At 69.4% G+C, this 20,777-nt stretch carries 24 protein-coding genes; 13 read left to right on the forward strand and 11 right to left on the reverse strand.

Translation table 11 applies throughout. The features are described from left to right. Positions 1-42: 42 nt before the first annotated feature. The 5 genes from ACQPYY_RS33035 to ACQPYY_RS33055 form a co-directional block, all read right to left on the reverse strand. Positions 43-852, reverse strand: a complete 810-nt coding sequence (locus ACQPYY_RS33035) for an alpha/beta fold hydrolase (RefSeq protein WP_379102621.1) — start codon at positions 850-852, stop codon at positions 43-45. Between the two features lie 42 nt (positions 853-894). Then, on the reverse strand, positions 895-1,539 hold the full coding sequence (locus tag ACQPYY_RS33040) for a DUF1707 SHOCT-like domain-containing protein (RefSeq protein ID WP_379103706.1): 645 nt from the start codon (positions 1,537-1,539) through the stop codon (positions 895-897). Between the two features lie 106 nt (positions 1,540-1,645). Then, the gene (locus ACQPYY_RS33045) at positions 1,646-2,308 is read right to left on the reverse strand and encodes a response regulator (protein WP_433592168.1); all 663 of its coding nucleotides are present in this window, start codon (positions 2,306-2,308) and stop codon (positions 1,646-1,648) included. Positions 2,309-2,322: 14 nt separating this feature from the next. Next, positions 2,323-3,513 carry a MacS family sensor histidine kinase gene (macS, locus tag ACQPYY_RS33050; RefSeq protein ID WP_433592169.1) on the reverse strand — a complete coding sequence of 397 codons (1,191 nt, stop codon included), beginning with the start codon at positions 3,511-3,513 and terminating at the stop codon, positions 2,323-2,325. Continuing rightward, on the reverse strand, positions 3,497-4,717 hold the full coding sequence (locus ACQPYY_RS33055; protein WP_433594787.1) for an AI-2E family transporter: 1,221 nt from the start codon (positions 4,715-4,717) through the stop codon (positions 3,497-3,499). Before ACQPYY_RS33055 ends, macS begins: the two co-directional genes overlap by 17 nt. Positions 4,718-4,890: 173 nt before the next feature. On the opposite strand from ACQPYY_RS33055, the gene ACQPYY_RS33060 reads away from it, so the two are divergent. The 3 genes from ACQPYY_RS33060 to ACQPYY_RS33070 are packed head-to-tail and all read left to right on the forward strand — an operon-like array spanning position 4,891 to position 8,001. After that, entirely contained in the window at positions 4,891-6,408 is a 1,518-nt protein-coding gene (locus ACQPYY_RS33060; RefSeq protein WP_357275868.1) for an adenylate/guanylate cyclase domain-containing protein, read from the forward strand. Between the two features lie 4 nt (positions 6,409-6,412). After that, entirely contained in the window at positions 6,413-7,567 is a 1,155-nt protein-coding gene (locus ACQPYY_RS33065) for a lysylphosphatidylglycerol synthase transmembrane domain-containing protein (protein ID WP_379102627.1), read from the forward strand. A gap of 41 nt (positions 7,568-7,608) precedes the next feature. Beyond that, positions 7,609-8,001, forward strand: coding sequence for a DUF3054 domain-containing protein (locus ACQPYY_RS33070; RefSeq protein WP_433594789.1), 393 nt, complete (start codon positions 7,609-7,611; stop codon positions 7,999-8,001). A 7-nt stretch (positions 8,002-8,008) separates the two neighbouring features. On the opposite strand, the gene ACQPYY_RS33075 is transcribed toward ACQPYY_RS33070, so the two are convergent. Continuing rightward, a complete protein-coding gene (locus tag ACQPYY_RS33075; RefSeq protein ID WP_433592170.1) occupies positions 8,009-9,685 on the reverse strand; it encodes an NTF2-like N-terminal transpeptidase domain-containing protein in 1,677 nt (558 codons plus the stop codon). Positions 9,686-10,022: 337 nt separating this feature from the next. On the opposite strand from ACQPYY_RS33075, the gene ACQPYY_RS33080 reads away from it, so the two are divergent. From ACQPYY_RS33080 to ACQPYY_RS33100, 5 genes are all read left to right on the forward strand, one after another. Continuing rightward, a complete protein-coding gene (locus ACQPYY_RS33080; protein ID WP_357097346.1) occupies positions 10,023-10,640 on the forward strand; it encodes a hypothetical protein in 618 nt (205 codons plus the stop codon). Positions 10,641-10,668: 28 nt separating this feature from the next. Continuing rightward, the gene (gene aroQ, locus ACQPYY_RS33085) at positions 10,669-11,106 is read left to right on the forward strand and encodes a type II 3-dehydroquinate dehydratase (protein ID WP_379102633.1); all 438 of its coding nucleotides are present in this window, start codon (positions 10,669-10,671) and stop codon (positions 11,104-11,106) included. Positions 11,107-11,265: 159 nt separating this feature from the next. Continuing rightward, positions 11,266-12,195, forward strand: coding sequence for an ABC transporter ATP-binding protein (locus tag ACQPYY_RS33090; RefSeq protein WP_433592171.1), 930 nt, complete (start codon positions 11,266-11,268; stop codon positions 12,193-12,195). After that, positions 12,192-13,043, forward strand: coding sequence for an ABC transporter permease (locus tag ACQPYY_RS33095; protein WP_433592172.1), 852 nt, complete (start codon positions 12,192-12,194; stop codon positions 13,041-13,043). The genes ACQPYY_RS33090 and ACQPYY_RS33095 overlap by 4 nt, the downstream gene beginning before the upstream one ends. Continuing rightward, a complete protein-coding gene (locus tag ACQPYY_RS33100; RefSeq protein ID WP_433592173.1) occupies positions 13,033-13,275 on the forward strand; it encodes a helix-turn-helix transcriptional regulator in 243 nt (80 codons plus the stop codon). The genes ACQPYY_RS33095 and ACQPYY_RS33100 overlap by 11 nt, the downstream gene beginning before the upstream one ends. Here ACQPYY_RS33100 and ACQPYY_RS33105 read toward each other — a convergent pair. Continuing rightward, the gene (locus tag ACQPYY_RS33105; RefSeq protein WP_433594790.1) at positions 13,203-14,198 is read right to left on the reverse strand and encodes an NAD(P)-dependent oxidoreductase; all 996 of its coding nucleotides are present in this window, start codon (positions 14,196-14,198) and stop codon (positions 13,203-13,205) included. The genes ACQPYY_RS33100 and ACQPYY_RS33105 overlap by 73 nt on opposite strands. Positions 14,199-14,273: 75 nt before the next feature. Between ACQPYY_RS33105 and ACQPYY_RS33110 the strand changes: the two genes are divergently transcribed. Further along, positions 14,274-14,630, forward strand: a complete 357-nt coding sequence (locus ACQPYY_RS33110; RefSeq protein WP_379102639.1) for a winged helix-turn-helix transcriptional regulator — start codon at positions 14,274-14,276, stop codon at positions 14,628-14,630. Here ACQPYY_RS33110 and ACQPYY_RS33115 read toward each other — a convergent pair. Further along, positions 14,627-15,742, reverse strand: coding sequence for a glycerate kinase (locus ACQPYY_RS33115; RefSeq protein WP_433592174.1), 1,116 nt, complete (start codon positions 15,740-15,742; stop codon positions 14,627-14,629). The two genes, ACQPYY_RS33110 and ACQPYY_RS33115, sit on opposite strands and share 4 nt — an antisense overlap. 98 nt (positions 15,743-15,840) lie before the next feature. Between ACQPYY_RS33115 and ACQPYY_RS33120 the strand changes: the two genes are divergently transcribed. Next, positions 15,841-16,164: a GNAT family N-acetyltransferase gene (locus tag ACQPYY_RS33120; protein ID WP_433592175.1), complete on the forward strand. Its 324-nt coding sequence runs from the start codon at positions 15,841-15,843 to the stop codon at positions 16,162-16,164. Between the two features lie 3 nt (positions 16,165-16,167). Here ACQPYY_RS33120 and ACQPYY_RS33125 read toward each other — a convergent pair whose 3' ends face one another. After that, the gene (locus ACQPYY_RS33125) at positions 16,168-16,929 is read right to left on the reverse strand and encodes a lysophospholipid acyltransferase family protein (protein ID WP_433592176.1); all 762 of its coding nucleotides are present in this window, start codon (positions 16,927-16,929) and stop codon (positions 16,168-16,170) included. Positions 16,930-17,057: 128 nt separating this feature from the next. On the opposite strand from ACQPYY_RS33125, the gene ACQPYY_RS33130 reads away from it, so the two are divergent. Genes ACQPYY_RS33130 through ACQPYY_RS33140 form a run of 3 tightly spaced genes read left to right on the forward strand, consistent with a single transcriptional unit; the run spans position 17,058 to position 18,953 of the window. Continuing rightward, complete coding sequence (locus ACQPYY_RS33130; RefSeq protein ID WP_379102647.1) at positions 17,058-17,672, forward strand: YqgE/AlgH family protein; 615 nt, start codon at positions 17,058-17,060, stop codon at positions 17,670-17,672. A gap of 52 nt (positions 17,673-17,724) precedes the next feature. Next, complete coding sequence (locus tag ACQPYY_RS33135; RefSeq protein ID WP_379102649.1) at positions 17,725-18,231, forward strand: sigma-70 family RNA polymerase sigma factor; 507 nt, start codon at positions 17,725-17,727, stop codon at positions 18,229-18,231. Then, on the forward strand, positions 18,228-18,953 hold the full coding sequence (locus tag ACQPYY_RS33140) for a zf-HC2 domain-containing protein (RefSeq protein ID WP_379102651.1): 726 nt from the start codon (positions 18,228-18,230) through the stop codon (positions 18,951-18,953). The genes ACQPYY_RS33135 and ACQPYY_RS33140 overlap by 4 nt, the downstream gene beginning before the upstream one ends. Here ACQPYY_RS33140 and ACQPYY_RS33145 read toward each other — a convergent pair. Beyond that, entirely contained in the window at positions 18,950-19,720 is a 771-nt protein-coding gene (locus ACQPYY_RS33145) for an ABC transporter permease (RefSeq protein WP_433592177.1), read from the reverse strand. The two genes, ACQPYY_RS33140 and ACQPYY_RS33145, sit on opposite strands and share 4 nt — an antisense overlap. Continuing rightward, positions 19,717-20,676: an ATP-binding cassette domain-containing protein gene (locus ACQPYY_RS33150; protein ID WP_433592178.1), complete on the reverse strand. Its 960-nt coding sequence runs from the start codon at positions 20,674-20,676 to the stop codon at positions 19,717-19,719. Before ACQPYY_RS33150 ends, ACQPYY_RS33145 begins: the two co-directional genes overlap by 4 nt. Positions 20,677-20,777: the final 101 nt, after the last annotated feature.

Genomic DNA, 20,777 nt, shown 5'->3' on the forward strand with positions numbered 1-20,777 from the left:
CCCGGGTAGCGGGCGATTACTACGCGAGTCGCAGCCGAGCGGTCAGGCGGAGTGGGCGGCCGCGCGCGCGATGGTCGCGGTGATCTCGGCGGTGATCAGGTCGGGGGCTTCCAGCATGGGGACGTGGCCCAGGTCCGGGAGCGGGCGGACCCGCACGGCTCCGGTGGGGGTGAGGGGCGCGTAGACGTGCGGCGGCAGCACCCGGTCGTGTTCGGGCAGCAGGATCGTGGTGGGGACGTCGAGCTCGGCCAGACCGGTGAAGCCGACGGGCAACTCGGGGTCGGTCGCGAGGTCGTCGACGATGGCGCATTCGGTGATGGCGGCGGTCATGGCCTTGGCGAGCGGGTTCGGCACGGCGGCGGGCCGGTAGGCGAGCAGCGGCAGCAGCAGGCTGCGCAGCAGCGACGGCATGGTCGGCTGCTGGCCGGGGCCCAGTCCGATGAGCGGCCCGAAGGCTCGGAACCGGCGCAGCAGCGAATCCGCGGCGGCCGGGGTGCGCCACAGTCCGGCGGGCGCGATGGCGGTGCAGGAGCGGGCCCGGCCGCGGGCGGCGAGTTCCAAGGCGATCCAGCCGCCCAGCGAGTTGCCCGCGATATGGACGGCGTCCCAACCGGATTCGTCGAGCAGCCGTTCGCAGTGGTCGACCAGGGCGGTCACGGTGGCGGGACGCGCGGCCTCGGGTCCGCCCCAGTGTCCGGGCAGGGTGGGGGCGAGCACGCTGTGGCTCGCGGCCAGGTCGTCGAGCACGCCGCCCCAGGACTGCCAGGTGAGCAGGACGCCGTGCAACAGCAGCAGCGGTTCGCCGCGGCCGGTTCGATGCACTGCCTCCGGTGCCGGGACGCCTTCCACCATGGGCGTGACCCTACCGTCCGGCTCCGGCTCCCGCCGACCGGTTCACGCCCCGTTGAGGAAGCGCTTCCAGTTGGTCCCGAACGGGTGCTTGGCGGTGACGGAGCTGAATCGCAAGCTCCCGCGCACGATGATGTGCAACGGACCCATCGGCGGCCCGCTGCGCACCTTGGTGTTGGCGCTGGACCCGATCAGGTCGATGGCATTGAGGTCCACGGTCGCCTCGGCGGGCAGGATGAGTTCCAGCGAGCTGCAGGTGTCGTTCACGTGGATCTCCACCACCTGGGTGGACATGACGGCCTGGGTGAAGTCCAGGTGCACGCTGCCCATCATGCTGTTCAGCACGAGGCTGGGCGGCACGTGCCAGACGCCCCTGCGGTGCACGCTCGACATGCGCGCGCGAATCACGTTGCCGGGCACGGGTTGCGGCAGGCGCGGCGGCCCGCTCACGAATCGGGGCTGCGGCGCCACGTAATGCGGTGCGGCCGGGGCGGGCTGCCCGACCAGCCGGACCCCCGGCAGATCGATCAGCACCGCGTTGAGTTCGCCGCGGGTCTTGGCCGCGAGCGCGGTGTCCATGCGCTCGGTGAATTCCCCCAGCGACAGCATGCCCAGCCCGACCGCTCGCTGCAGCAGCCGGCCGACATGTTCGCGTTCTACATCAGATACCCGTAGATCCCGGTCGCCGATCACGGTGCCGGTCTCGAGCGCGGAAACCGCTTCAGGACCTCCCATGTCTTCGAGGCTAGCGAGCCCGGGCCGGTCACCGCATCAGGGCAATCCCTGAACCGCTCCCCTACTCGAGGCCCTGTTCGATGGCGTACCGGGTCAGTTCGACGCGATTGCCGAGCTGGAGTTTGCGCAGCGTGGACTGCACGTGGTTCTCGACGGTGCGGTGGCTCAGCCCCAGCCGGGTGGCGATCTGCCTGGCGGACAAGCCTTTCGCCACCATCCGCAGCACTTCGGTCTCGCGGTCGGTGAGCGCGGGCCGGTGGGGTTCGTCGCGATCTGCGGGGGTGTTGGCGATGCGGCGGAACTCACCGAGGACCAGTCCGGCGAGGCCGGGGGTGAAGACGGCCCGGCCGGCGGCGGTGGCGTGCACGGCGTCGAGGAGTTCGGTGGCCGAGGCGCTCTTGACCAGGTAGCCGGTGGCCCCGGCCTTGATGGCGTCGAGCACGTCGTCGCGTTCGGCCGACGCGGACAGCACCAGCACCCGGGTGCGCGGGGAGACCCGCAGCACCTCGGCGGTGGCGTCGGCGCCGTTGCCGTCGGGGAGCTGCATGTCCATCAGCACGACGGCCGGGCGGACGGCGGCGGCGCGGGCTCCGGCCGAGCGCACGCCGTCGGCGGTGGCGACCACGTCGAACCCGGCCTCGGCCAGGTCGCGGGCGACGCCGTCGCGCCAGATCGGGTGGTCGTCGACCACCATCACGGTGATCCGGTCCGCCGCTGCGCTCATCTCCGCCTCCGCTCTCATTGTGGCCGTCCGACGGGAATCCGGAACTCCCATTCCGCGCCCGGCCCCTCGTCGCCGTCCTCGGGTACCGCCTCGAACAGCAGCTGCGCGGTACCGCCGAGCGCGGCGACCCGGCCTATGATGGAGCGCGAAACACCCATGCGCCCTTGCCCTTCGGCCTCCGCGAGCCGCCCGGGCGGAATCCCCGGACCGTCGTCGCGCACGCTCACGACGATCTCGTCACCCATATCCTCCAGCAGCACATAGGCTTTCGCACCCGGTCCGGCGTGCTGGACCACATTCGCCAAGGCGGCGGCGACGGCCGCGGCGACCTCGCGGGCCGCCCAGTGCCCGAGCAGCACCGGATCGCCGGGCGTGGAGACGAAGACGGACGGCGTGGTCTGCGCGGTGAGCAGCGGCCGCAGGTCCTCGTCCACCCCGCTGACGTCGGCGGGTTCACCCTGTTCGGAGATGAGCACCCGCAGCGCGACCTCCTGCTCCCCCGCCCGCTGCGCCAGTTCCGCTGTCGGCCCGCCGATCTCGTTCCCGCGCCGCTTGATGTAGCTGAGCACTTGGAGGACGCCGTCGTGCACCTGGCGGGCCAGGCGTTCGCGTTCCTGGGCGGCGGCGGTGAGCCGGATGGCCCGCTGCAGCTGCGCGTGGGCGCGGCGGGCGGTGTTGGAGGCCAGCCCCAGGGCCAGGCCCACCGAGATCAGCACCGGCAGCGTGGCGTCGCGCCAGACGTCGACATCCCATTGCGCGCGGGCGGTGATGACGGCGGCCGAGACCACCAGTCCCGAGCAGATGCCGCCGAACGGCCCCCACAGGATCGCCGCGGAGACAACCGCATTGGCGGCCCACAGCGTGGTGGGCAGGGTCTGATGGCCGTGGTACCAATCGTACGGCGCGACCAGCCGGGTGGCGAAGATGAGAGCGATCACCACCACGTGGTCGCCGATCACCACACCGGTGCGCACCCGCGGCTCATGACGGATCCGCCACTGCGATAACAGGATCGCGGAGATGCCCGACCACACCGCCATGACCGCGATCAGCGCCCAGCTCAGCCGCTGATTGGTGTAGTGCGGCACCGAGGCCACCTGCTGGCCGACCGCGTACAGCAGCGTGACCAGCCGGAACGCCTGCACTGCCCGCCACAGCGGCGCGGTCGCGCCCCAGGCGGGGTCGGGCTCAGGCCCCGGGGACATCCTCGGTCCCCGGTGTCGCCGCGCCGCCAGCGGATTTCGGATCGGGGAGCGCCGGGCGATCGCCCTCGCCCGCCGGCAGGGGGATCTTGTACCGGTCGGGGTCGGGTAGGTCGGGTTCGGCGCTGAACATCGGTTTGTCCGGGTCACCGCTGTGCAGTTCCTGATAGAGCTCCTGCGGCGAATCGGCGAGCAGCGAGCGGATGGCGGTATTGAGCACCGCCACGAACGGCACCGCCAGCAGACCGCCCGCCAGCCCGGCCAGCACCACGCCCGCCGCGATGGCCAGCACCACGGCCAGCGGGTGGATGCGTACCGCGCGGCCCATCAGCAACGGTTGCAGCACATGGCCTTCCAGCTGCATGACCGCCACCGTGATGCCCAGCACGATGAGCGCGGTGACCAGACCCTTGGTCATCAGGGCGATGAACACCGCCACCGAGCCGGCGATGAACGAACCCACGATGGGGATGAACGCGCCGATGAAGACCAGCGAGGCCAGCGGAAGTGCCAGCGGCACATTGAGAATGGCCAGGCCCGCGCCGATGCCGATGGCGTCCACCGCCGCCACCAGCACGGTGGCGCGGACGAAGCCGGTGAGGGTGCCGAAGCCGAGCCGTCCCGCGGCTCGCACCCGCGCCCGGTGCGGGGTCGGGACGATGCGAGTGCAGAACTCCCAGATCTGGTCGCCGCCGTAAAGGAAGAAGATGAGGATGAACAGGGTCAGGAACGCGCCGGTGAAGAACTCGCCGATGACGGTGGCGGTGGTGAGCGCCCCGCTGGTGAGCGCGTCCTTGTTGGATTCGACGGTCTTGACGATGGTGTCGCCCGCATTGCGGATCTGATCGTTGCTCAGGTGCAGCGGCCCGTTGATCAGCCAGTCCTGCACCTGGTGCACGGAGGTCTTGAACTCGTCGGACAGCTGCGGCACACCGGAGACGAACTGTTCCACGACGAAGGTCATGATCCCGGCCAGGATCCCGAGCGACCCGATCAGCGCGACCAGCACGCCGATGGCCCGCGGTACCCCGAACCGCTGCATCCAATTGACCAGCGGCGCCATCAGAGCCGCGCCCAGCAGCGCGATGGAAATCGGAATCGTCACCGTGGACAGCCGCCGTGCCAGATACGCGACCGCGACCACCGCCGCGAGAATGAGGAGCAGCCGCCAGCTCCATTCCGCGGTCTGCCGGACGAGCGGGTGCACAGCCTCCGCGTCGCGCCGCCGTACCTGACTCGTTTCCCCGGACCCGCTGGACACCGCCTGCGCCTCACTCACCTGAGCGAGCCTAACGGCCGGAACCTCCGCAGGCATGTACCGGCGATGCAAACGCTAGATTGGAGCTCGTGTCAGCGCCCCTGGAAGCGGTCAAACAGACCATGCATACCCGCTGGCCGCTGTACTTAGCTTCGATGCTCGCGGCCAACGCGTTCGGCGCTGTCCTGGTGTGGGCGTTCATCGAGTACGGGTTGCCGGTGCCGGAGGGCGGCACGAGCGCGACCCGCGAGACCGGGCTGCTGGTGCCCGCGCTGGTCTTCGTGATCGGCGGATTCCTGAGCGTGACGGCGTCGGCGCTGATGCTGCGGCCGGTGATGCGGTGGCAGATGCGGGGCGGGCCGCCGTCGCGGCAGGAGCAGATGGCGGCGCTGCACGCCCCGTTGCGGCAGGCCATCGTGCATCTGGTGTTGTGGCTGATCGGCGGCGCGGTGCTGGCTTCGCTGATCATCGTGCGCACCCCGGAGCTGGCGGCGGCGGTGATCGTCACCGAATGTATGGCCGCCACCATCGTTTTCGGCTTCACCTACATGCTGGGGGAACGGATTCTGCGGCCGGTCGCGGCCGAGGCGCTGACCGTGGGGGCCTTCGACCACACCCTGACCGCGGGTGTCGGCACCCGAATGGCCATGACCTGGGGGATGGGCACCTTCGCGCCGACCATCGCCATCGTGCTGCTGTGCGTCACCCAGATTTCTTCTCGCGTCCAGTTTTCCGCGCAGTCGCTGGCGGTCTCGATTCTCTTGTTGTGCGGCGTGGTGATCATGCAGGCGCTGGCGCTTTCCATGCTCACCGGCTCCTCCATTTCCGATCCGATCCGCCAGCTCAGCCAGGCCATCGACCGGGTGCAGGAAGGCGCCCGGGATGTGCAGGTGGAAGTTTTCGACGGTTCCGAGATCGGGCTGCTGCAGGTCGGCTTCAACCGAATGATGGGCGAGGCCGCGAAACGCCGGGAACTGCAGGAATTGTTCGGTCAGCATGTCGGCGAGGATGTGGCGCGGCGCGCCCTGGAGTACGGCACCGAACTCGGCGGTGAAACCCGATTCGTGGCGGTCCTGTTCGTGGATATGGTCGGCTCGACCGCGACCGCGGCGGAACGCCCGCCGACCGAAGTGGTCAGCCTGCTCAACGAGTTCTTCCGGGTCGTGGTGGATGTCATCGACCGCCATCACGGGCTCATCAACAAATTCATGGGTGACGCCGCGCTGGCCATCTTCGGCGCGCCGCTGGATCGCCCCGACGCGCCGACCGCGGCCCTGGCCGCGGCCCGCGAACTGCGTGAAGCCCTGCGCGAGGTGGTCGGCCTGGATATCGGTATCGGCGTCTCGGCCGGACTCGCGGTGGCCGGGAATATCGGTGGGGCGAATCGTTTCGAATACACCGTGATCGGCGATCCGGTGAACGAGGCGTCGCGCCTGACCGAACTCGCGAAAGACCGGCCCGAACGCGTCCTGACCTCGTCGAGCGCCCTGTTCTTCGCCGACGAGAACGAACAGCGGCATTGGCAGACCGGAGAAGAAGTGCAACTGCGTGGCCGCCGCCGGAAAACCCGGCTGGCGTGGCCGCGGGAAAGCACCGACCCCGCTGCTGCAGACGAGGCGGCGGCGAGTTCGTTAGGCTGACGACGTGACGGCCCATGGTGAGCTGGACGGCGAACCCACGCCGCCCGCGGACAACGCGCGCCGTGGCAGATTCTGGTGGGCCAAATGGGTGCTGGGCGCCGCGCTCGTGGGACTGCTGATTTCCGAGGGCACTTACCTATATCCGCGCCTGCACGAATCCTGGAAGAACCTCACCGAAATACATTGGGGCTGGATCGCCGCCTGCATCCTCATGCAGGCGGTTTCCATGTCCGGGTTCGGTCGCATCCAGAAACAGCTGCTGCACGCCGGCGGCGTGGAGGTGAGTCAGCGCAAGTCGGTGTCGGTGGTGTACGGCTCCACCGGCATGTCGCTGACCTTGCCCGCCGGTCAGGTGTTCTCGACCGCCTTCACCTACCGCCAGACCCGCCGCTGGGGCGCGAGCCCGATCGTGGCGTCCTGGCAACTGGTGATGTCGGGCGTGGTGGCGGCGGCGGGCCTGGCGCTGCTGGGCCTGTTCGGCACGGTGCTGGCCGGGGACCGGGTGGGTCCGGCCAAGGTGATCCTGACGCTGGGCACGGTCGCGCTGCTGATCTGGGCGGTGAACTACGTGTCCCGGCATCCGGACGGGGTGCAGGGCCTGCTGCAGCGAATCCTGCACCTGGTCAACCGGATCAGACGCAGACCCGCGGACGACGGCATGGACAAGATCGAGGAGATCATGTCCCAGCTGGAATCGGTGGACCTGGGCAAACGCGATGGCGCGTGGGTGGCGGCCTGGGCGCTGGTCCACCGGCTCGCCGACGTCGCCTGCCTGGGATTCGCCTGCTACGCGGTGGGCGCGGACCCGCGCTGGGCGGCGCTCATGCTGGCTTTCGCGGCCGGAAAGGCCGTGGGCACCATTCCTTTGGCTCCCGGCGGCATCGTCTATGTGGACGCCACCCTCATCTACTCGCTGACCGCCGCGGCCGGGCTGCCCGCCGCGCAGGCCGTGGCCGCCGCCTTCCTCTACCGGCTGGTGAGCTTCATCCTGGTGGCGATCGTCGGCTGGATCGTCTTCCTGTTCCTGTTCCGCAAGCCGCAGGCCGGTGACGCCGAACTGGAGAAGGAGTTCGAGGAGCGCGGCAATTCGCTGGTCACGGACCGCCGCCGCGCCACACCTCCCGCGGACCCGGGTTCCCCCGCCGCCCCGGATCTTTAGCCTGGTGTCCCTGCACGAGCGTTCGCGGGCGGCCCGATAGCCTGTCCCGCGTGAAGAAACTCGTGCCCTTCGTCGTGGATGTCGCCCTGGTGATCGTGTTCTGCGCGGTCGGGCGGCGCAGTCACGACGAGGCGATCGCCGCGGGCCTGCTGCGCACGTTCTGGCCGTTCGGCACCGGGCTGCTGCTGGGCTGGGTGCTCGCGGTGGCGGTGGCGGCGGGCCGGGAAGGCGTCTCGGCGGCACGGGGTTTCGACGGCCGCACGGTGTGGCCGACCGGCGTGATCGTGTGGCTGAGCACGCTGGCGGGCGGCATGCTGCTGCGCGCGGTGTCGGGTCAGGGCGTCGCGGTCAGCTTCGTCATCGTGGCCGCGACCTTCCTCGGGCTGTTCCTGGTCGGCTGGCGCGCGGCCGCGCAGGCGCTGTCCTCCCGCTGAGCCGCCGCTAGTCCGGGGTGGCCAGCGACTGCAACAGCCGGGCGGCCACCCGCGCGGTGAGGTCGCCGCTGTCGGGATCCTCGATGTGGATGGCGAAGGCCAGGTCCCCGAGGGTCGCGACCAGCCACCCGTTGTTGCCGGTGGTGGCGCTGTAGACCTGGACATCGCGATACCGGCCGAGGGCGGCCATCTCCGGCGCGCCGCCGCCGTCGTGCAGCATGGCGCGCAACCGGTCGGTGGCCTCCGGCGGCAGCGCGGCCAGGTCGGCCTCGGTGGTGGCCGGCTGGCCGATGGCGATCATCGGCTTGGGCACCTGCCCGCGCGCGACCGCGGCCGCCGCGATGGCCATGCCCCAGGGGCTGGCCAGCAGCGAGTCGGCGGCATTGCCGCGTCCGACGTTCTCGGCGGTGTTCTTCCCGGTGGGCAGGCGGCCGGTGGTCTCGTCGAGGCCGGGCACCCGGAAGTCGATGCCGATGCCGAGCAGGCTGGCCGCGTCTGCGGCGTCGCCGACCGAGACATCCTGCGGCGCTTTGTGTTTGGTGACCGCGGCGACATTCTTGAACAGCTCGATCATGCCGCCGACCGGGTACAGCCCGGTGAACGCGATATTGCCGCGCTCACTGGCCTGACTGTTCTGGGCGACCGCGACCAGGGCACCGCTGGAGGGCTGGATGGCGACGATGGAGGTGGGCGAACCGGTGCTCACCGCGGCGTCCTCGGCGGCGCGCTGCAGGTGCTGGTCCATGGTGCCCGGAATGTCGGGTCCGGGCGGGCCCTGCTCCCCGACGAGCTGGGTGACCATGGCCCCGTTGGGCTCGAACAGCTGCACACCCCAGCCGGAGTGGCTGTCGCGGTTCTCGTCCCACACCTTGGTGAGCGCGTCGAGCATGGGCGACCACACCCGGCGGTCGGCGGAGATGAGCTTGGGCTGCTTCTCCAGCACCACGCCCGGGATCGGGGCCATGCGCGGTTCGAGGATGGCGAAGTCGCCGTCGCGCAGGTTGACCGCGGTGATCGGTCTGCCCTGCGCGGCCGAAAGCTGTTGCATCAGGGCCGGTCCGTCGATGAGCGGGGCGACCGGGGCGATGGCGGCGGCGAGCGCGTTGGTCGAGGCGACCGGGTCGGTGATCTTGGCCGGGTCCAGCTTGACCACATTGATGGTCTGCTCGGTCATGAGCGGCTGGCCGACGATGTCGTTCACCCGCGGGGAGGGGTGGGCCTCGGTGCGGACCAGTTTGGCGGTCCGCTTGGCGTCGAGCTGCGGCATGACCAGGGCGGGATCCCACGAAATGCGCCAGCCCACACTGAGTTTGCGGACGGTGCCGTTGAGGTCGTACTTCCAGTTCCGGTTCCCGCCGAAGTTCCAGGCGCCGGTCATGGAGAAGAGGCCGGTCGTACCGTCCAGTTTGATGAACTGGGTCACGCGGTAGTCGGGCTTACCCGACCCCATGCCCTCGAAGACTTGCTTCAGCGTTGCCGAAGCGCCCGCCGGATAGGAGGTCAGTCGCGACGCTCCGTCGTAGTCCTTCTTGTCGATCAACGAGGTGAACTGTTCGACCACGTTCTCCGCGCCCGTCGATTTGTCCCGAAACCCACACGACCCCATCGCGATCGCGACGGCCGCCACACCCGCGAGTGCGATCGCACCCCGAACTCGGAAGCGGCGGGATCCCCACACATCCATATCGCCCACTCTTCACTCTGGCCACATCAGCATCAGGTCCACGGTACCGCGCTCCGAACGCCGCGGCGCCACCTTCTCCACCAGGTGCGCACGTACTGAGCATCACCATAGTGCCGAAATCCTTCAGTAGGGACCAGTTACATGATCACCGGTCGGTTACAGCACTGACGTATTCGAGACTCGGCAGACCGATCGGTTCTCACTGGTGACAGCCCCGCGCGCGATTCGTGACCATGCCTCGAGACCCCGTTCTCCCAGAGCGGAACCCACGCACCCAATTTCGACGTAACGTTGTAATCAGCATTACAACTCCATGCCGTAAGTGAGTGTGACCAACATGAGACACGGACATCGTGGACCCGGCTTCGGACGCACCGGCGGTTGGCAGCAGGCCGACCTCCCTGACGTCTCGGATGCCCCCGACTGGTTCGCTGGCAGATTGCCAGCCGACTGGTTCACCGGTCCCGCAACCCTCGAGGTCGATCGCGACGAAATCGTCGTCCTCGGCGAACTCCCCCTCCCCCCAGCCGAATCCACCCCCGCCGCCGAACCCGGCGCGGACGCCCCCGCCGCCGACGCGGCCCCGGCCGGCGTCCCGCAGGCCACTCGCGAGGGCCTGCTCGCCCGCTTCCGGGAGTCCACCCGGCCCGCCCGCATGCAGATCGCCCAGGAGGCGCAGGCCCGCTACGGCCGCAATGTCGCCTGGGGCGTGCTCGTGGACGGCGAGCGAATCATGTTCACCCATCTGGCCGTACCGGTCATGACCCGATTGCGCCAGCCCGAGCGCAAGGTCCTCGACACCCTGGTCGACGCCGGGGTCGCCCGCTCCCGCTCCGACGCGCTGGCCTGGACCGTCAAACTGGCCGGCAAGCACGCCGAGGAGTGGCTCGGGGAATTGCGCACGGCCATGCGCAAAGTCGACGACCTGCGGACGGAGGGACCGCGCGGCCTGTGATCGCCCGGCCGGCCGATAGAGTGGGCGCATGCCTGCTACCGGTCCGATCCTGGTGCTCAACGGCCCCAATCTGAACATGCTGGGCACCCGTCAGCCCGAGGTGTACGGGGCCGACACGCTCGACGACGTGGTCGAACTGTGCCGCAAGACCGCGGCCCGGTTCGATCGCGAGATCGTGGCGTTCCAGTCCAATCACGAGGGCGCGCTGATCGACCGCATCCACGCCGCCCGCGGTGTGGAGTCCGGCATCGTCATCAATCCGGGCGGGCTCACCCACACCTCGGTGGCGCTGCGGGACGCGCTGGTGATCCCGGAGGTGCCGATCGTGGAGGTGCACATCAGCAATGTGCACGCCCGCGAGGAGTTCCGGCACCACTCGTTCGTGTCCCCGATCGCGACCGCGGTGATCGCGGGCATGGGCGTCCAGGGCTACGCGGCGGCCATCGAGTTCCTCAGCACACGCTGACCCATTCCCCAGCCCGCGCCGACCGGCGCGAATCCTGCGACGAAGGGCCCGGCTCTCTCCAGAGCCGGGCCCTTTTCGCGTTGTGGACAAATAGCTTGAGCACCTCGAAATGTAGTAGTTATGCTACATCCGATCCGGCTTCTACTACGGAGGGGTGTCATGACGGTCGGCGAGGACGTCGTACTCGACGTCGAGAATCTGCGCATGCGCTACGGCACGCGCGACGTGCTGCACGATGTCGGTTTCCGGGCGCATCGCGGCGAGGTGGTAGCCCTGCTGGGCCCCAACGGCGCGGGCAAGACCACCACCATCGAGATCCTCGAGGGCTTCCGCATGCGCTCGGCGGGCCGGGTCGAAGTACTCGGGACGGACCCCGCGCACGGCGGCGAAGCCTGGCGGGCGCGCCTGGGCGTGGTGCTGCAATCGTGGCGCGACCACGGCAAATGGCGGGTCCGCGAACTCCTCGAGTACCTGGGCATGTACTACGCGCCCTACTCCACCCCCGCCATCCGACGGCCCTGGGACACAGACGAACTGATCGCCGCCGTCGGTCTCACCGAGCACGCGGGCGCCAAGGTGATGACCCTGTCCGGTGGCCAGCGTCGCCGCCTGGACGTGGCCATCGGCATCGTCGGCCGCCCCGAACTGCTGTTCCTGGACGAGCCGACCGCGGGCTTCGATCCGCAGGCCCGCCGTGAATTCCACGACCTGGTGCACCGTCTCGCCGACGACGACCACACCACCATCCTGCTCACCACCCACGATCTGGACGAGGCCGAGAAGCTGGCCGACCGCATCCTGATCCTGGCGGGCGGCCGCATCATCGCCGACGGCTCCGCCGATCAGCTCTCCCGCCGCATCGCGGGTGAGGCCGAGGTGAAGTGGACCCGCGACGGGCAGCGCTTCGTGCACACCACCACCGAGTCCACCAAGTTCGTCCACGAGCTGTTCAAGCAGTTCGGCGAGGCCGTGGAGGAGCTGGAGGTGCGCCGCGCCTCGCTCGAGGACACCTACATGACCCTGGTCCAGCGGTTCGAATCCGGCCAGGGCGACATCGAATTGCACAGTCTGGAAGAGGTGGCCCGATGAACCCGACGACCGTGGCGATCCGGGCGGGGCTCCGGCGCGGGCGCATCGAAGTGGTCCAGACCCTCACCAACGGGATGGACATCTTCTCGCAGTTCTTCTGGCCGGTGGCCACCATGGTCGCGGTGTTCTTCATGCGGCACGGCGACTTCGAGGGCACCGGCGTCGGCCTGGGCGCGCTGGCGCTGCCCAGCGTGCTCGGCATGCTGGTCGCTTTCACCGGGATGTTCGGCATCGCCCAGGGCCTGGCCATGGACCGCGAGGACGGGACCCTGTTGCGCGCCAAGGCCACTCCCAACGGGATGCTGGGCTATCTGATCGGCAAGGTCACCGCGGTCTCCGGCGTCACCGTGGTGCAGGTGGCCCTGATCCTCGGCTTCGGCCTGTTCGCCATCGGCGGGGTGAGCCTGGACAGCGTCGGCGCGTGGGCCACCCTGATCGGCATCCTGGCGCTCGGTCTGCTGGCCTGCCTGCCGCTGGGCGCGATCATCGGCTCGGCGTTCGACAGCCCGCGCAGCATCGGCTTCGTCTCGTTCCCCATCATGGGTCTGGTGGCGATCTCCGGAATCTTCTACCCCATCACCGGCCTGCCCGGCTGGCTGCAGGCGGTGGCGCAGGTGTTCCCCATCTATTGGATGGGCCTGGGCATGCGCTCGGCCATGCTGCCCGACAGTGCTTCGGTGGTGGAGCTGACCCACTCCTGGCGGCACCTGGAGACCGTCGCGGTGCTGGGCGCGTGGGCGGTCGCGGGCGTCCTGATCGCGCCGATGGTGTTGCGCCGCATGGCCCGCCGCGAATCGGGTGCGGCGGTGGCGGCCCGCCGCGAGAGGGCCATGGCGCGTGCCTACTAACGGCGAGGTCATCTACAACCGGATCGCCATGTTGCGGGCCGAGCGCGGGATCTCGCGGCGGGAACTGGCCGAGGCTCTGGGCGTGCACTATCAGACGGTCGGCTATCTGGAGCGCGGCGAGTACAGCCCGAGCCTGCACCTGGCGCTGCGGCTGGCGACCTATTTCGAGGTGCCGGTGGAGATCATCTTCTCCACCGCCCCGTTCCCGCGCATCGGCTCCGAAACCGCCTGAGCCATCAGCTCATAGGTCGACACCGGGCTCCCGGCCGCCAGGCTGGCGGCCACCGCCCGGCGCCAGAACGCCTGGGCGGTGTGCGAGAGCGTGGCGTCCACGCCGGCCTCCTCGCTGGCGTCGATGACGTGCTGCGCGCCCGCGTCCATCATGCGCAGCCCCGCCAGGTCGGCCCAGCCGCCGCTCGCGTTCCGCACCGAGAACTGCTCCATGAAATACGGGAAGGCGGCATTGGAGCGCACCGCGAACGGCACGAACTGCGCGATGTCGTGGCCGGCCCGGGCGATCATGGCCGTGGCCTGGTCGAAGGCCAGCAGCCAGGGATGGAAGATGGTGAGCAGGCCCTGGTAGAAGACCTGGGCCAGACCGTCATCCGCGCCCAGGTACTCCTGCGGGCTGAGCGGGCGCAGCAGCTCGGCGTGCGCGTCGAAGACCGCGCGCGGGCCGCTGTAGAAGATGTACGACGCCGGGTGCTCGATATTGTTGCCCGCCGACATGACGCCGCCGGACAGGAATTCGGCGCCGTGCTCCCGCACCCACGCCGCGCCCCGGCGCGCCTGCTCGGGTGAATCCGAGGACAGATTGGCGATCACCTTGCCGCGCAGGCGATCCGCGTCCGGTCCGAGAACGTCGTACATGGCGGCGTAGTGGGTGAGGCTGAGCACCGTCACCTCGTTGGCGTCGAGCGCCTCGGCGACGGTCCCGGCGCGCTGCGCCCCGAGCTCGACCATGGCGTCCGCCTTCTCGGGGCTGCGGTTCCACACCGTCACCTCGACCCCGGCCTTCAGGAAGGCCTTCACCATGGCCCGGCCCATCGGGCCCAGGCCGATGACGGTGACGGATTTGCGCTGATCGGACATGCTGTACCCCTTCGATTTCGGCTGTTCTGCGGTGGCGCGCCGGAATCGATGGTCGTCCGGGATCGGTAGCCTCGGGAAGACCGCACCCGCGGGTGCGGTTGCTTACCTGGAGGTTGGCGATCTGGTCAGGAGGGCGCGATGAGTACCGGTGGTGACGGGGATCACGAGGTGTGCGGCATGTCCATCGCCATCGGCGCGGTCGGCGGCAAATGGAAATTGCACCTGATGTGGGTGCTGGCCGAGGGCACGCAGCGCTTCGGGCAGATCCGGCAGCTGCTGACCGGCGTGAGCGAGAAGGTGCTCACCGAGAACCTGCGGCAGATGGAGGCGAGCGGCCTGGTGCACCGGGAGATCTTCCCGGAAATCCCACCGCGCGTGGAGTATTCGCTGACCGAGCTGGGCCGGGAGCTCAGCGCGGCCCTGCGACCGCTGGAGGAGTGGGGTGACCGCAATCGGAACCGGATTCCCGGCCGCGCGCTCACCCCGTCCGCCTAGGCTCCGCCGATCCGCTCACCGATCCGTTCCAGCAGGTCCGCGGCATCCGCCATGCTGCGGGCCGGGTCGGGCTCCAGTTCCGACAGGGCGTAGGCCGCCTCGAATCCGGCGTCCCGTACCTGGTCCGGGGTCAGCCGCACCCGGCCCGCGACCGCGATGACCGGCAGGCTCGCCGCCCGGGCCGCGCGGCAGACCCCGATCGGGGCCTTGCCGGACAGGCTCTGCGCGTCCAGCGAGCCCTCCCCGGTGACGACCAGGTCGGCGTCCTTCAGCTGGGCCGGGAAGTCGATGAGGTCGAGGATCAGCTCGATGCCCGGGCGCAGCCGCGCGCCGAGAGCGGCCAGCGCCCCGAATCCGGCGCCGCCCGCCGCGCCCGCACCCGCCCGGTCCGCCCATTCCGGCCCGAGCACGGCGGCCCAATTCTTCAGTGCCGCTTCGAGGGCGGCGACCTGCTCGGGGTCCGCGCCCTTCTGCGGGGCGTAGATGGCGGCCGCGCCGCCGGGTCCGAGCAGCGGGTTGTCCACATCGCTGGCCAGGGTCACGGTCGCATCGGCCAGGCCGGGATGCAGATCGCTGCGGTCCACGCGTATGGCGCGCGCGAGAGCCGCTCCCCCGCACGGTAATTCGTGTCCGTCGGCGTCGAGGATGCGCAGGCCGAGGGCTTGCAGCAGGCCCGCGCCGCCGTCGGTGGAGGCGCTGCCGCCCAATCCGAGCACGATGTCGCGCGCACCCCGGTCGAGCGCGTCACCGATCACGTCGCCCACGCCGTAGGTGCTGGCGTGCAGGGGATCCGGTTGCCCGTCCGGCAGTTTCGCGAACCCGCTCACCGCGGCCAGCTCCACCACGGCGGTCCGGCCGCGCACCGCGTAGGAGGTGGTCACCGGTGCGAGGGTGGGCCCGAAGCTCTCGACCTCGACCCGCTCCCAGCCCGCCGCCACGAAGGCGTCCACGGTCCCGTCGCCGCCGTCGGCCACCGGTGAGCGCCGCACCTCGGCGCCCGGGTCGGCGCGGCTGATTCCCGCCGCGAGTGCGTCCGCCACCTGCGTGGCGGTCAGTGAGCCCTTGAATTTGTCCGGGGCGAGCAGCACCCGGCGCGGCCGTGGGTCCGTCATGCGTCCAGTGTGATCGCTGTGCCGGAAAGCGACACGCCAGGCGGCGGCCTTCGGCCGAACGGACAAATTGCCGGGGCCGGGGAACTAGCGTCGCACGCATGCCGAGTCAGTCGATCGAGGTCCGTATGAATTCCGCGCTGGATCGGTTCGAGTTGTACATCGACGATTACCTCGCCGGGGTCGCGGCGTATCAGGACACCGCCAAGGAGCGGGCCTTCGTGCACACCGAGATCTATCCCCAGTTCGAGGGACAGGGGTACGGGCGCAAGCTGGTGCAGGGTGCGCTCGATCAGACCCGGGACGCGGGGTTCGGGATCCTGCCGCTGTGCCCGATGGTGCACCACTTCGTCGAATCCCGGCCCGAATACCTGGCTTTGGTGCCGCACTGGTCCAGGGAACGGCTCAATCTGCCGCAGCACTGACGCCTAGTACGCCTTCACCGCTCCGTCCAGCGCGACCTGCAGTTCGTCGCGGACCACCCGGGTGATCTCGGCGGGTTTGGCGGGCAGCTCGGCGACCGGCACGCCGAAGTAGAAGCTGGCCGAGTACGCCTCCTCCTTGGTGGGCTCCACCGCCGGATCCAGGCGCGGTCCGTAGCTGAGCCCGAGGCTCACCAGCGCCGGTTCGGCGCCGAGCTTCTTGGCCCGGAAGGCGATGTGCCCGATGCCGCTTCCGATGGTCTGCACCTGGGTGGGGTCGACATCGTTGCAGGTCCCCTCCGGGAACACCGCGATCCCGTCCCCACGCGCCATGCGCTCGGCGCAGATGTCGATCATGCGCTGCCCAGCCGCGTTGACCGCGCGCAGTCCGTGGTCCTTGCCCCGGAACACCGGGATCCCGCCCATCATGTCGATGCGTTCACGCAGCTTGGGCTCGGTGAACAACTCGTCCTTGGCCAGCACCCGGGTGCGTCCGATGACCGGCCGCATGGCGCTGCGCCACGCCGCGGCGGCGACCGTGTACGGATCCAGCTGGGAGAGGTGGTTCACCGCGATGAGCAGCGGACGCCGCTGGGAGATCAACTCGCGCAACTTCTCCCGCGCCCCGGCCGCGTAGGTCACGCGGGGCCGATAGCGACGACCCAGCAGCCAGTAGGCCGCCTTCGCCTTCAGCAGATTCTGCTGGTGGTCACGGTAGAAGTCGTACACGGTATCGGCGTTCTCGAGGATGACCTCGGGGCGTTCCATAGCGCCCACCCTAGCTACCAACCGCAAGGTATGCGGGACAAGTTCTTCCGCCCCCCCCCCGACGGCACAAAAGGGTAACCAGCAAATTAAGCAACGCAATTACCCAGTCTCAGTGCGATGATGACTGAGTGGCACGTGCAGAGGAACACGGTGACCGATCTCGACGCGAATTCCGGCATGAGGACCAGGTGGTTCGGCCAGGAACTCTGCTGGTGTCGGCAACCGATCTGACCGAGCCGTCCTTCCGGCGCTCGGTGGTCTACATCCTCGAGCACAATGACGGCGGCACCTGGGGCGTGGTGCTCAACAAGCCCAGCGACACCGCCCTGCACGATGTGCTCCCCAACTGGTCCGAACTCGCCGCCGGGCCGCGCGCCCTCTATATCGGCGGCCCCGTGAAACGCGATGCGGCACTCTGCCTGGCCACCATCAAGGTGGGCGCGTCCATCGCCGGGGTGGCCGGCGTGCGACGGGTCGACGGCCGGGTGGCCCTGGTGGACCTGGATTCCGACCCCGACCGGATCGAAGGTCTGGTCGACGGCATCCGGGTCTTCGCGGGCTACGCGGGCTGGACCTTCGGCCAGCTGCAAGGCGAACTGGACCGTGGCGACTGGATCGTGCTCTCGGCCCTGCCCACCGACCCCCTGGCGGGCCGCGTCGACCTCTGGGCCCACGTCCTGCGGCGCCAGCCCCTCCCCCTCTCCCTCCTCGCCACGCACCCGATCGAACTGGAACGCAACTAGGATCGTGGATCCGGTATGGCAACACTGCCGTGCGGAGAGGCGGGTTAGCGCGATGCCGGACGACCAGGCCGCCTTGCTCCGGGCGCTCTACGAGGAGCATGCGGCCGCACTGTGGCGCTACACCTACGGGTTGGTCGGGGATCCGGGCCGGGCCGAGGACATCGTGCAGGAGACCCTGCTACGCGCCTGGCAGCGGCCCACCGTGCTGGATCAGTCCACCGGTTCCGCGCGGGCGTGGCTGTTCACCGTCGCCCGTAACCTGGCGGTGGACGAGCATCGCAGCGCGCGCAGCCGGCGCGAGTTCCGCACCGATCACCCACCGGAGGTGCCCGAGCCGGACAAGACGGATCGGGCACTGGACGGGTGGCTGGTGGCGGACGCGCTGGCGCGGCTGAACGTCGATCACCGCGAGGTGATCGTCCGCGCCTACTACCGGGGCCTGTCCACGCATCAGATCGCGGGGGAACTGGAGATCCCGGAGGGCACGGTCAAGTCGCGCATGCACTACGGCATGCGGGCGTTGCGATTGGTGCTGCAGGAGATGGGGGTGACGAGATGACCGAAGGCCATGAGCTGTGCGATGGCTACACCACGTGGGATGGCGCGTATGTGCTCGGCGCTCTCGCCCGGGACGACCGCCGCGAGTACGAGGAGCATCTGACCGGATGCGATTCCTGCCGCGCGGCCGTGTCGAAATTGGCGGGACTGCCCGGTCTGCTGGCCCTGGTGGACCCGGAGACCGCGCTGTCGATTGCGGCGCAGGAGGATCCGCCCGCGAGCGTGCCACCGACGCCCGAACGCCTGCTGCCCGCCCTGGCGGACCGGGCGCTGGCGAGCCGCCGCCGCGGCCGCCGACGGTCGATCGGCGCGGCGGTGGCGGCGGCCGCGGCGGCGGTGGCCGTCGCGGTGCCGGTGACCGCCACCATCGACCGGCCCGACCGTCCAGCGGTCGTGCAGCAGGTGGTGGCGCAGGGACCGCTGAAGCCGCAGACCGACACCCCGATGCAGGCCACCTTCAAGGTGGTGTCGATCAACGGCCAGACCCGGGTGGACATGTGGTGCGCCTACCCGCCGTCCGACGAGAAGGACGAGGTGTACGCGTGGACGCTGACGATGTGGGTGACCCGCGTCGACGGCGTGCAGTCCAAACTCGCCGAGTGGACGGTCAAGTCGGGCCAGAGCCTGACCCTGGACGGCACCGCGTCGGCCTCGCCGGAGCAGTTGAAGACGGTGGAGATCCGCAACCTGTCCGGCAAGGTCCTGATGGCGGCCGGGCTCTAGGCGGTCTTGCGACGGAAAGTCGTGGTGGCCCAGAAGTATCCGGCGACGGTGATCACCACGCACCAGCCGATGGCGAGCGCCCCGTTGTGCCCGATCGGCCCGCCCGTCAGCAGCCCGCGCAGGGTTTCGGTGATCGGCGTGAACGGCTGGTACTCGGCGAACTGCTTCACCCCGGCGGGCATGGTGTCGGTGGGCACCAGCCCGCTGCCGAGGAAGGGCAGCAGCATGATCGGCATGGGCAGATTGGAGGCGCTCTCCGGGGTCTGGGCGACCAGGCCGAAGCCCGCGCCGAGCCAGTTCACCGCGAACACCATCAGCCCGAGCAGTCCGAACGCCGCCAGCCATTCCAGCGCGTTCGCGTGCGGCCGGAAGCCGATCGCGAGCGCGGCCAGCGTCATCACGAGCACCCCGGCCATGCCCTGGATCCAGGTGCCCACCACGTGCCCGGTCAGCACCGACGGATGCGAGAAGTGCATGGTGCGAAAGCGATTGATGATGCCCTTGGTCATATCGGTGGACACCCCGACGGCGATGCCCGCGACCATGTAGGCCGGGATCAGCAGCATCATGCCGGGCGTCAGATAGTCGATGTACCGGCCGCCGGTGGCGGACTTCAACGCGCCGCCGAACACGAAGTTGAACAACAGCAGCAGCACCACCGGCATGATGACCAGCGCGAAGGTCATGCCCGGATACCGCTTGGCGTGCACCAGATTCCGCCGCAGCATCGTCGTGGAATCGGCGAACGACGTGGTGAGAGTACTCATTTCAGGTTCTCCTCGGCGGGAGCGTGGCCACCGGTGAGGGCCAGGAAGACATCGTCGAGGTCGGGCGTGTGCACGGACAGTCCCGCGGGCTCCACCCGCGCCGCGTCCAGCCGGTCGAGCACCTCGCGGACCGAACGCACCGCGCCGTCGCTCGGAATGGCCAGCGTGAGATCACCGTTGACCCGCGCCGCGTCGCCGAACAATTGTGCGGCGGAGTCGAATTCGCCGCGTTCGAGGAAGTCGAGCCGGATGTATCCGCCCGGCACCATGCGCTTGAGCTGATCCGCCGTGCCCTCGGCCACCAGCCGCCCCTGATGCAGTACCGCGATGCGATCGGCCAGCTGGTCGGCTTCTTCGAGGTACTGGGTGGTGAGGAAGATGGTGACGCCCCGCGCGGTGAGGTCGCGAATGATGTCCCACATGGCCCGGCGGCTGCGCGGATCCAGGCCGACGGTGGGTTCGTCGAGGAAGATGATGCGCGGATCGCCGACCAGCGTCATGGCCAGATCGAGTCGCCGCGTCATACCGCCGGAGTAGCTGGACGCGATCTTGTCGGCGGACTCCTCGAGATCGAAGGTGGCCAGCAGTTCCGCTGCGAGCCTGCGGTTCTCGGCGCGCGCCAGCTGGTGCAGGTCCCCCATCAGCAGGAGATTCTCCCGTCCGGTGAGCAGTTCGTCGACGGCCGAGAACTGGCCGGTGACCCCGATGACCGACCGCACCCCGCCGGGATCGGTGACCGGATCGTGCCCGCCGACACTGATCGCGCCGCCGTCGGGCCGCTTCAGCGTGGACAGGATCTCCACGGTGGTGGTCTTGCCCGCGCCATTGGGCCCGAGCAGCGAGAACACGCTGCCCGCGGGCACGGTGAAGTCGATGCGGTCGAGCACGATCTGCTCGCCGAAGGATTTGCACAGGCCGGTGACGCTGATGGCCGCCGGACCGGGTTGGAGGTTCATGTCTCCCTCTCATCAATTAATAGGCATGAATGCATGCGTCATCGACGCCGTGACCGCCGAAGCTCGAGGTCAAGGTTGCCGGTTATCGCCGTTCGGTTGTG

The sequence above is a fragment of the Nocardia sp. CA-145437 genome, from assembly GCF_050956485.1.
In the GTDB taxonomy this organism is placed as follows: Bacteria; Actinomycetota; Actinomycetes; order Mycobacteriales; family Mycobacteriaceae; genus Nocardia.

Excerpts from the sequence above, each read along its gene's own strand:
- ACQPYY_RS33035 (WP_379102621.1), bottom strand. The coding sequence starts at position 852 with ATGGTGGAAGGCGTCCCGGCACCGGAGGCAGTGCATCGAACCGGCCGC.
- ACQPYY_RS33045 (WP_433592168.1), bottom strand. The coding sequence starts at position 2,308 with ATGAGCGCAGCGGCGGACCGGATCACCGTGATGGTGGTCGACGACCAC.
- macS (WP_433592169.1), bottom strand. The coding sequence starts at position 3,513 with ATGTCCCCGGGGCCTGAGCCCGACCCCGCCTGGGGCGCGACCGCGCCG.
- ACQPYY_RS33060 (WP_357275868.1), top strand. The coding sequence starts at position 4,891 with ATGCATACCCGCTGGCCGCTGTACTTAGCTTCGATGCTCGCGGCCAAC.
- ACQPYY_RS33075 (WP_433592170.1), bottom strand. The coding sequence starts at position 9,685 with ATGGATGTGTGGGGATCCCGCCGCTTCCGAGTTCGGGGTGCGATCGCA.
- ACQPYY_RS33080 (WP_357097346.1), top strand. The coding sequence starts at position 10,023 with ATGAGACACGGACATCGTGGACCCGGCTTCGGACGCACCGGCGGTTGG.
- aroQ (WP_379102633.1), top strand. The coding sequence starts at position 10,669 with ATGCCTGCTACCGGTCCGATCCTGGTGCTCAACGGCCCCAATCTGAAC.
- ACQPYY_RS33090 (WP_433592171.1), top strand. The coding sequence starts at position 11,266 with ATGACGGTCGGCGAGGACGTCGTACTCGACGTCGAGAATCTGCGCATG.
- ACQPYY_RS33095 (WP_433592172.1), top strand. The coding sequence starts at position 12,192 with ATGAACCCGACGACCGTGGCGATCCGGGCGGGGCTCCGGCGCGGGCGC.
- ACQPYY_RS33110 (WP_379102639.1), top strand. The coding sequence starts at position 14,274 with ATGAGTACCGGTGGTGACGGGGATCACGAGGTGTGCGGCATGTCCATC.
- ACQPYY_RS33115 (WP_433592174.1), bottom strand. The coding sequence starts at position 15,742 with ATGACGGACCCACGGCCGCGCCGGGTGCTGCTCGCCCCGGACAAATTC.
- ACQPYY_RS33120 (WP_433592175.1), top strand. The coding sequence starts at position 15,841 with ATGCCGAGTCAGTCGATCGAGGTCCGTATGAATTCCGCGCTGGATCGG.
- ACQPYY_RS33125 (WP_433592176.1), bottom strand. The coding sequence starts at position 16,929 with ATGGAACGCCCCGAGGTCATCCTCGAGAACGCCGATACCGTGTACGAC.
- ACQPYY_RS33135 (WP_379102649.1), top strand. The coding sequence starts at position 17,725 with ATGCCGGACGACCAGGCCGCCTTGCTCCGGGCGCTCTACGAGGAGCAT.
- ACQPYY_RS33140 (WP_379102651.1), top strand. The coding sequence starts at position 18,228 with ATGACCGAAGGCCATGAGCTGTGCGATGGCTACACCACGTGGGATGGC.
- ACQPYY_RS33145 (WP_433592177.1), bottom strand. The coding sequence starts at position 19,720 with ATGAGTACTCTCACCACGTCGTTCGCCGATTCCACGACGATGCTGCGG.
- ACQPYY_RS33150 (WP_433592178.1), bottom strand. The coding sequence starts at position 20,676 with ATGAACCTCCAACCCGGTCCGGCGGCCATCAGCGTCACCGGCCTGTGC.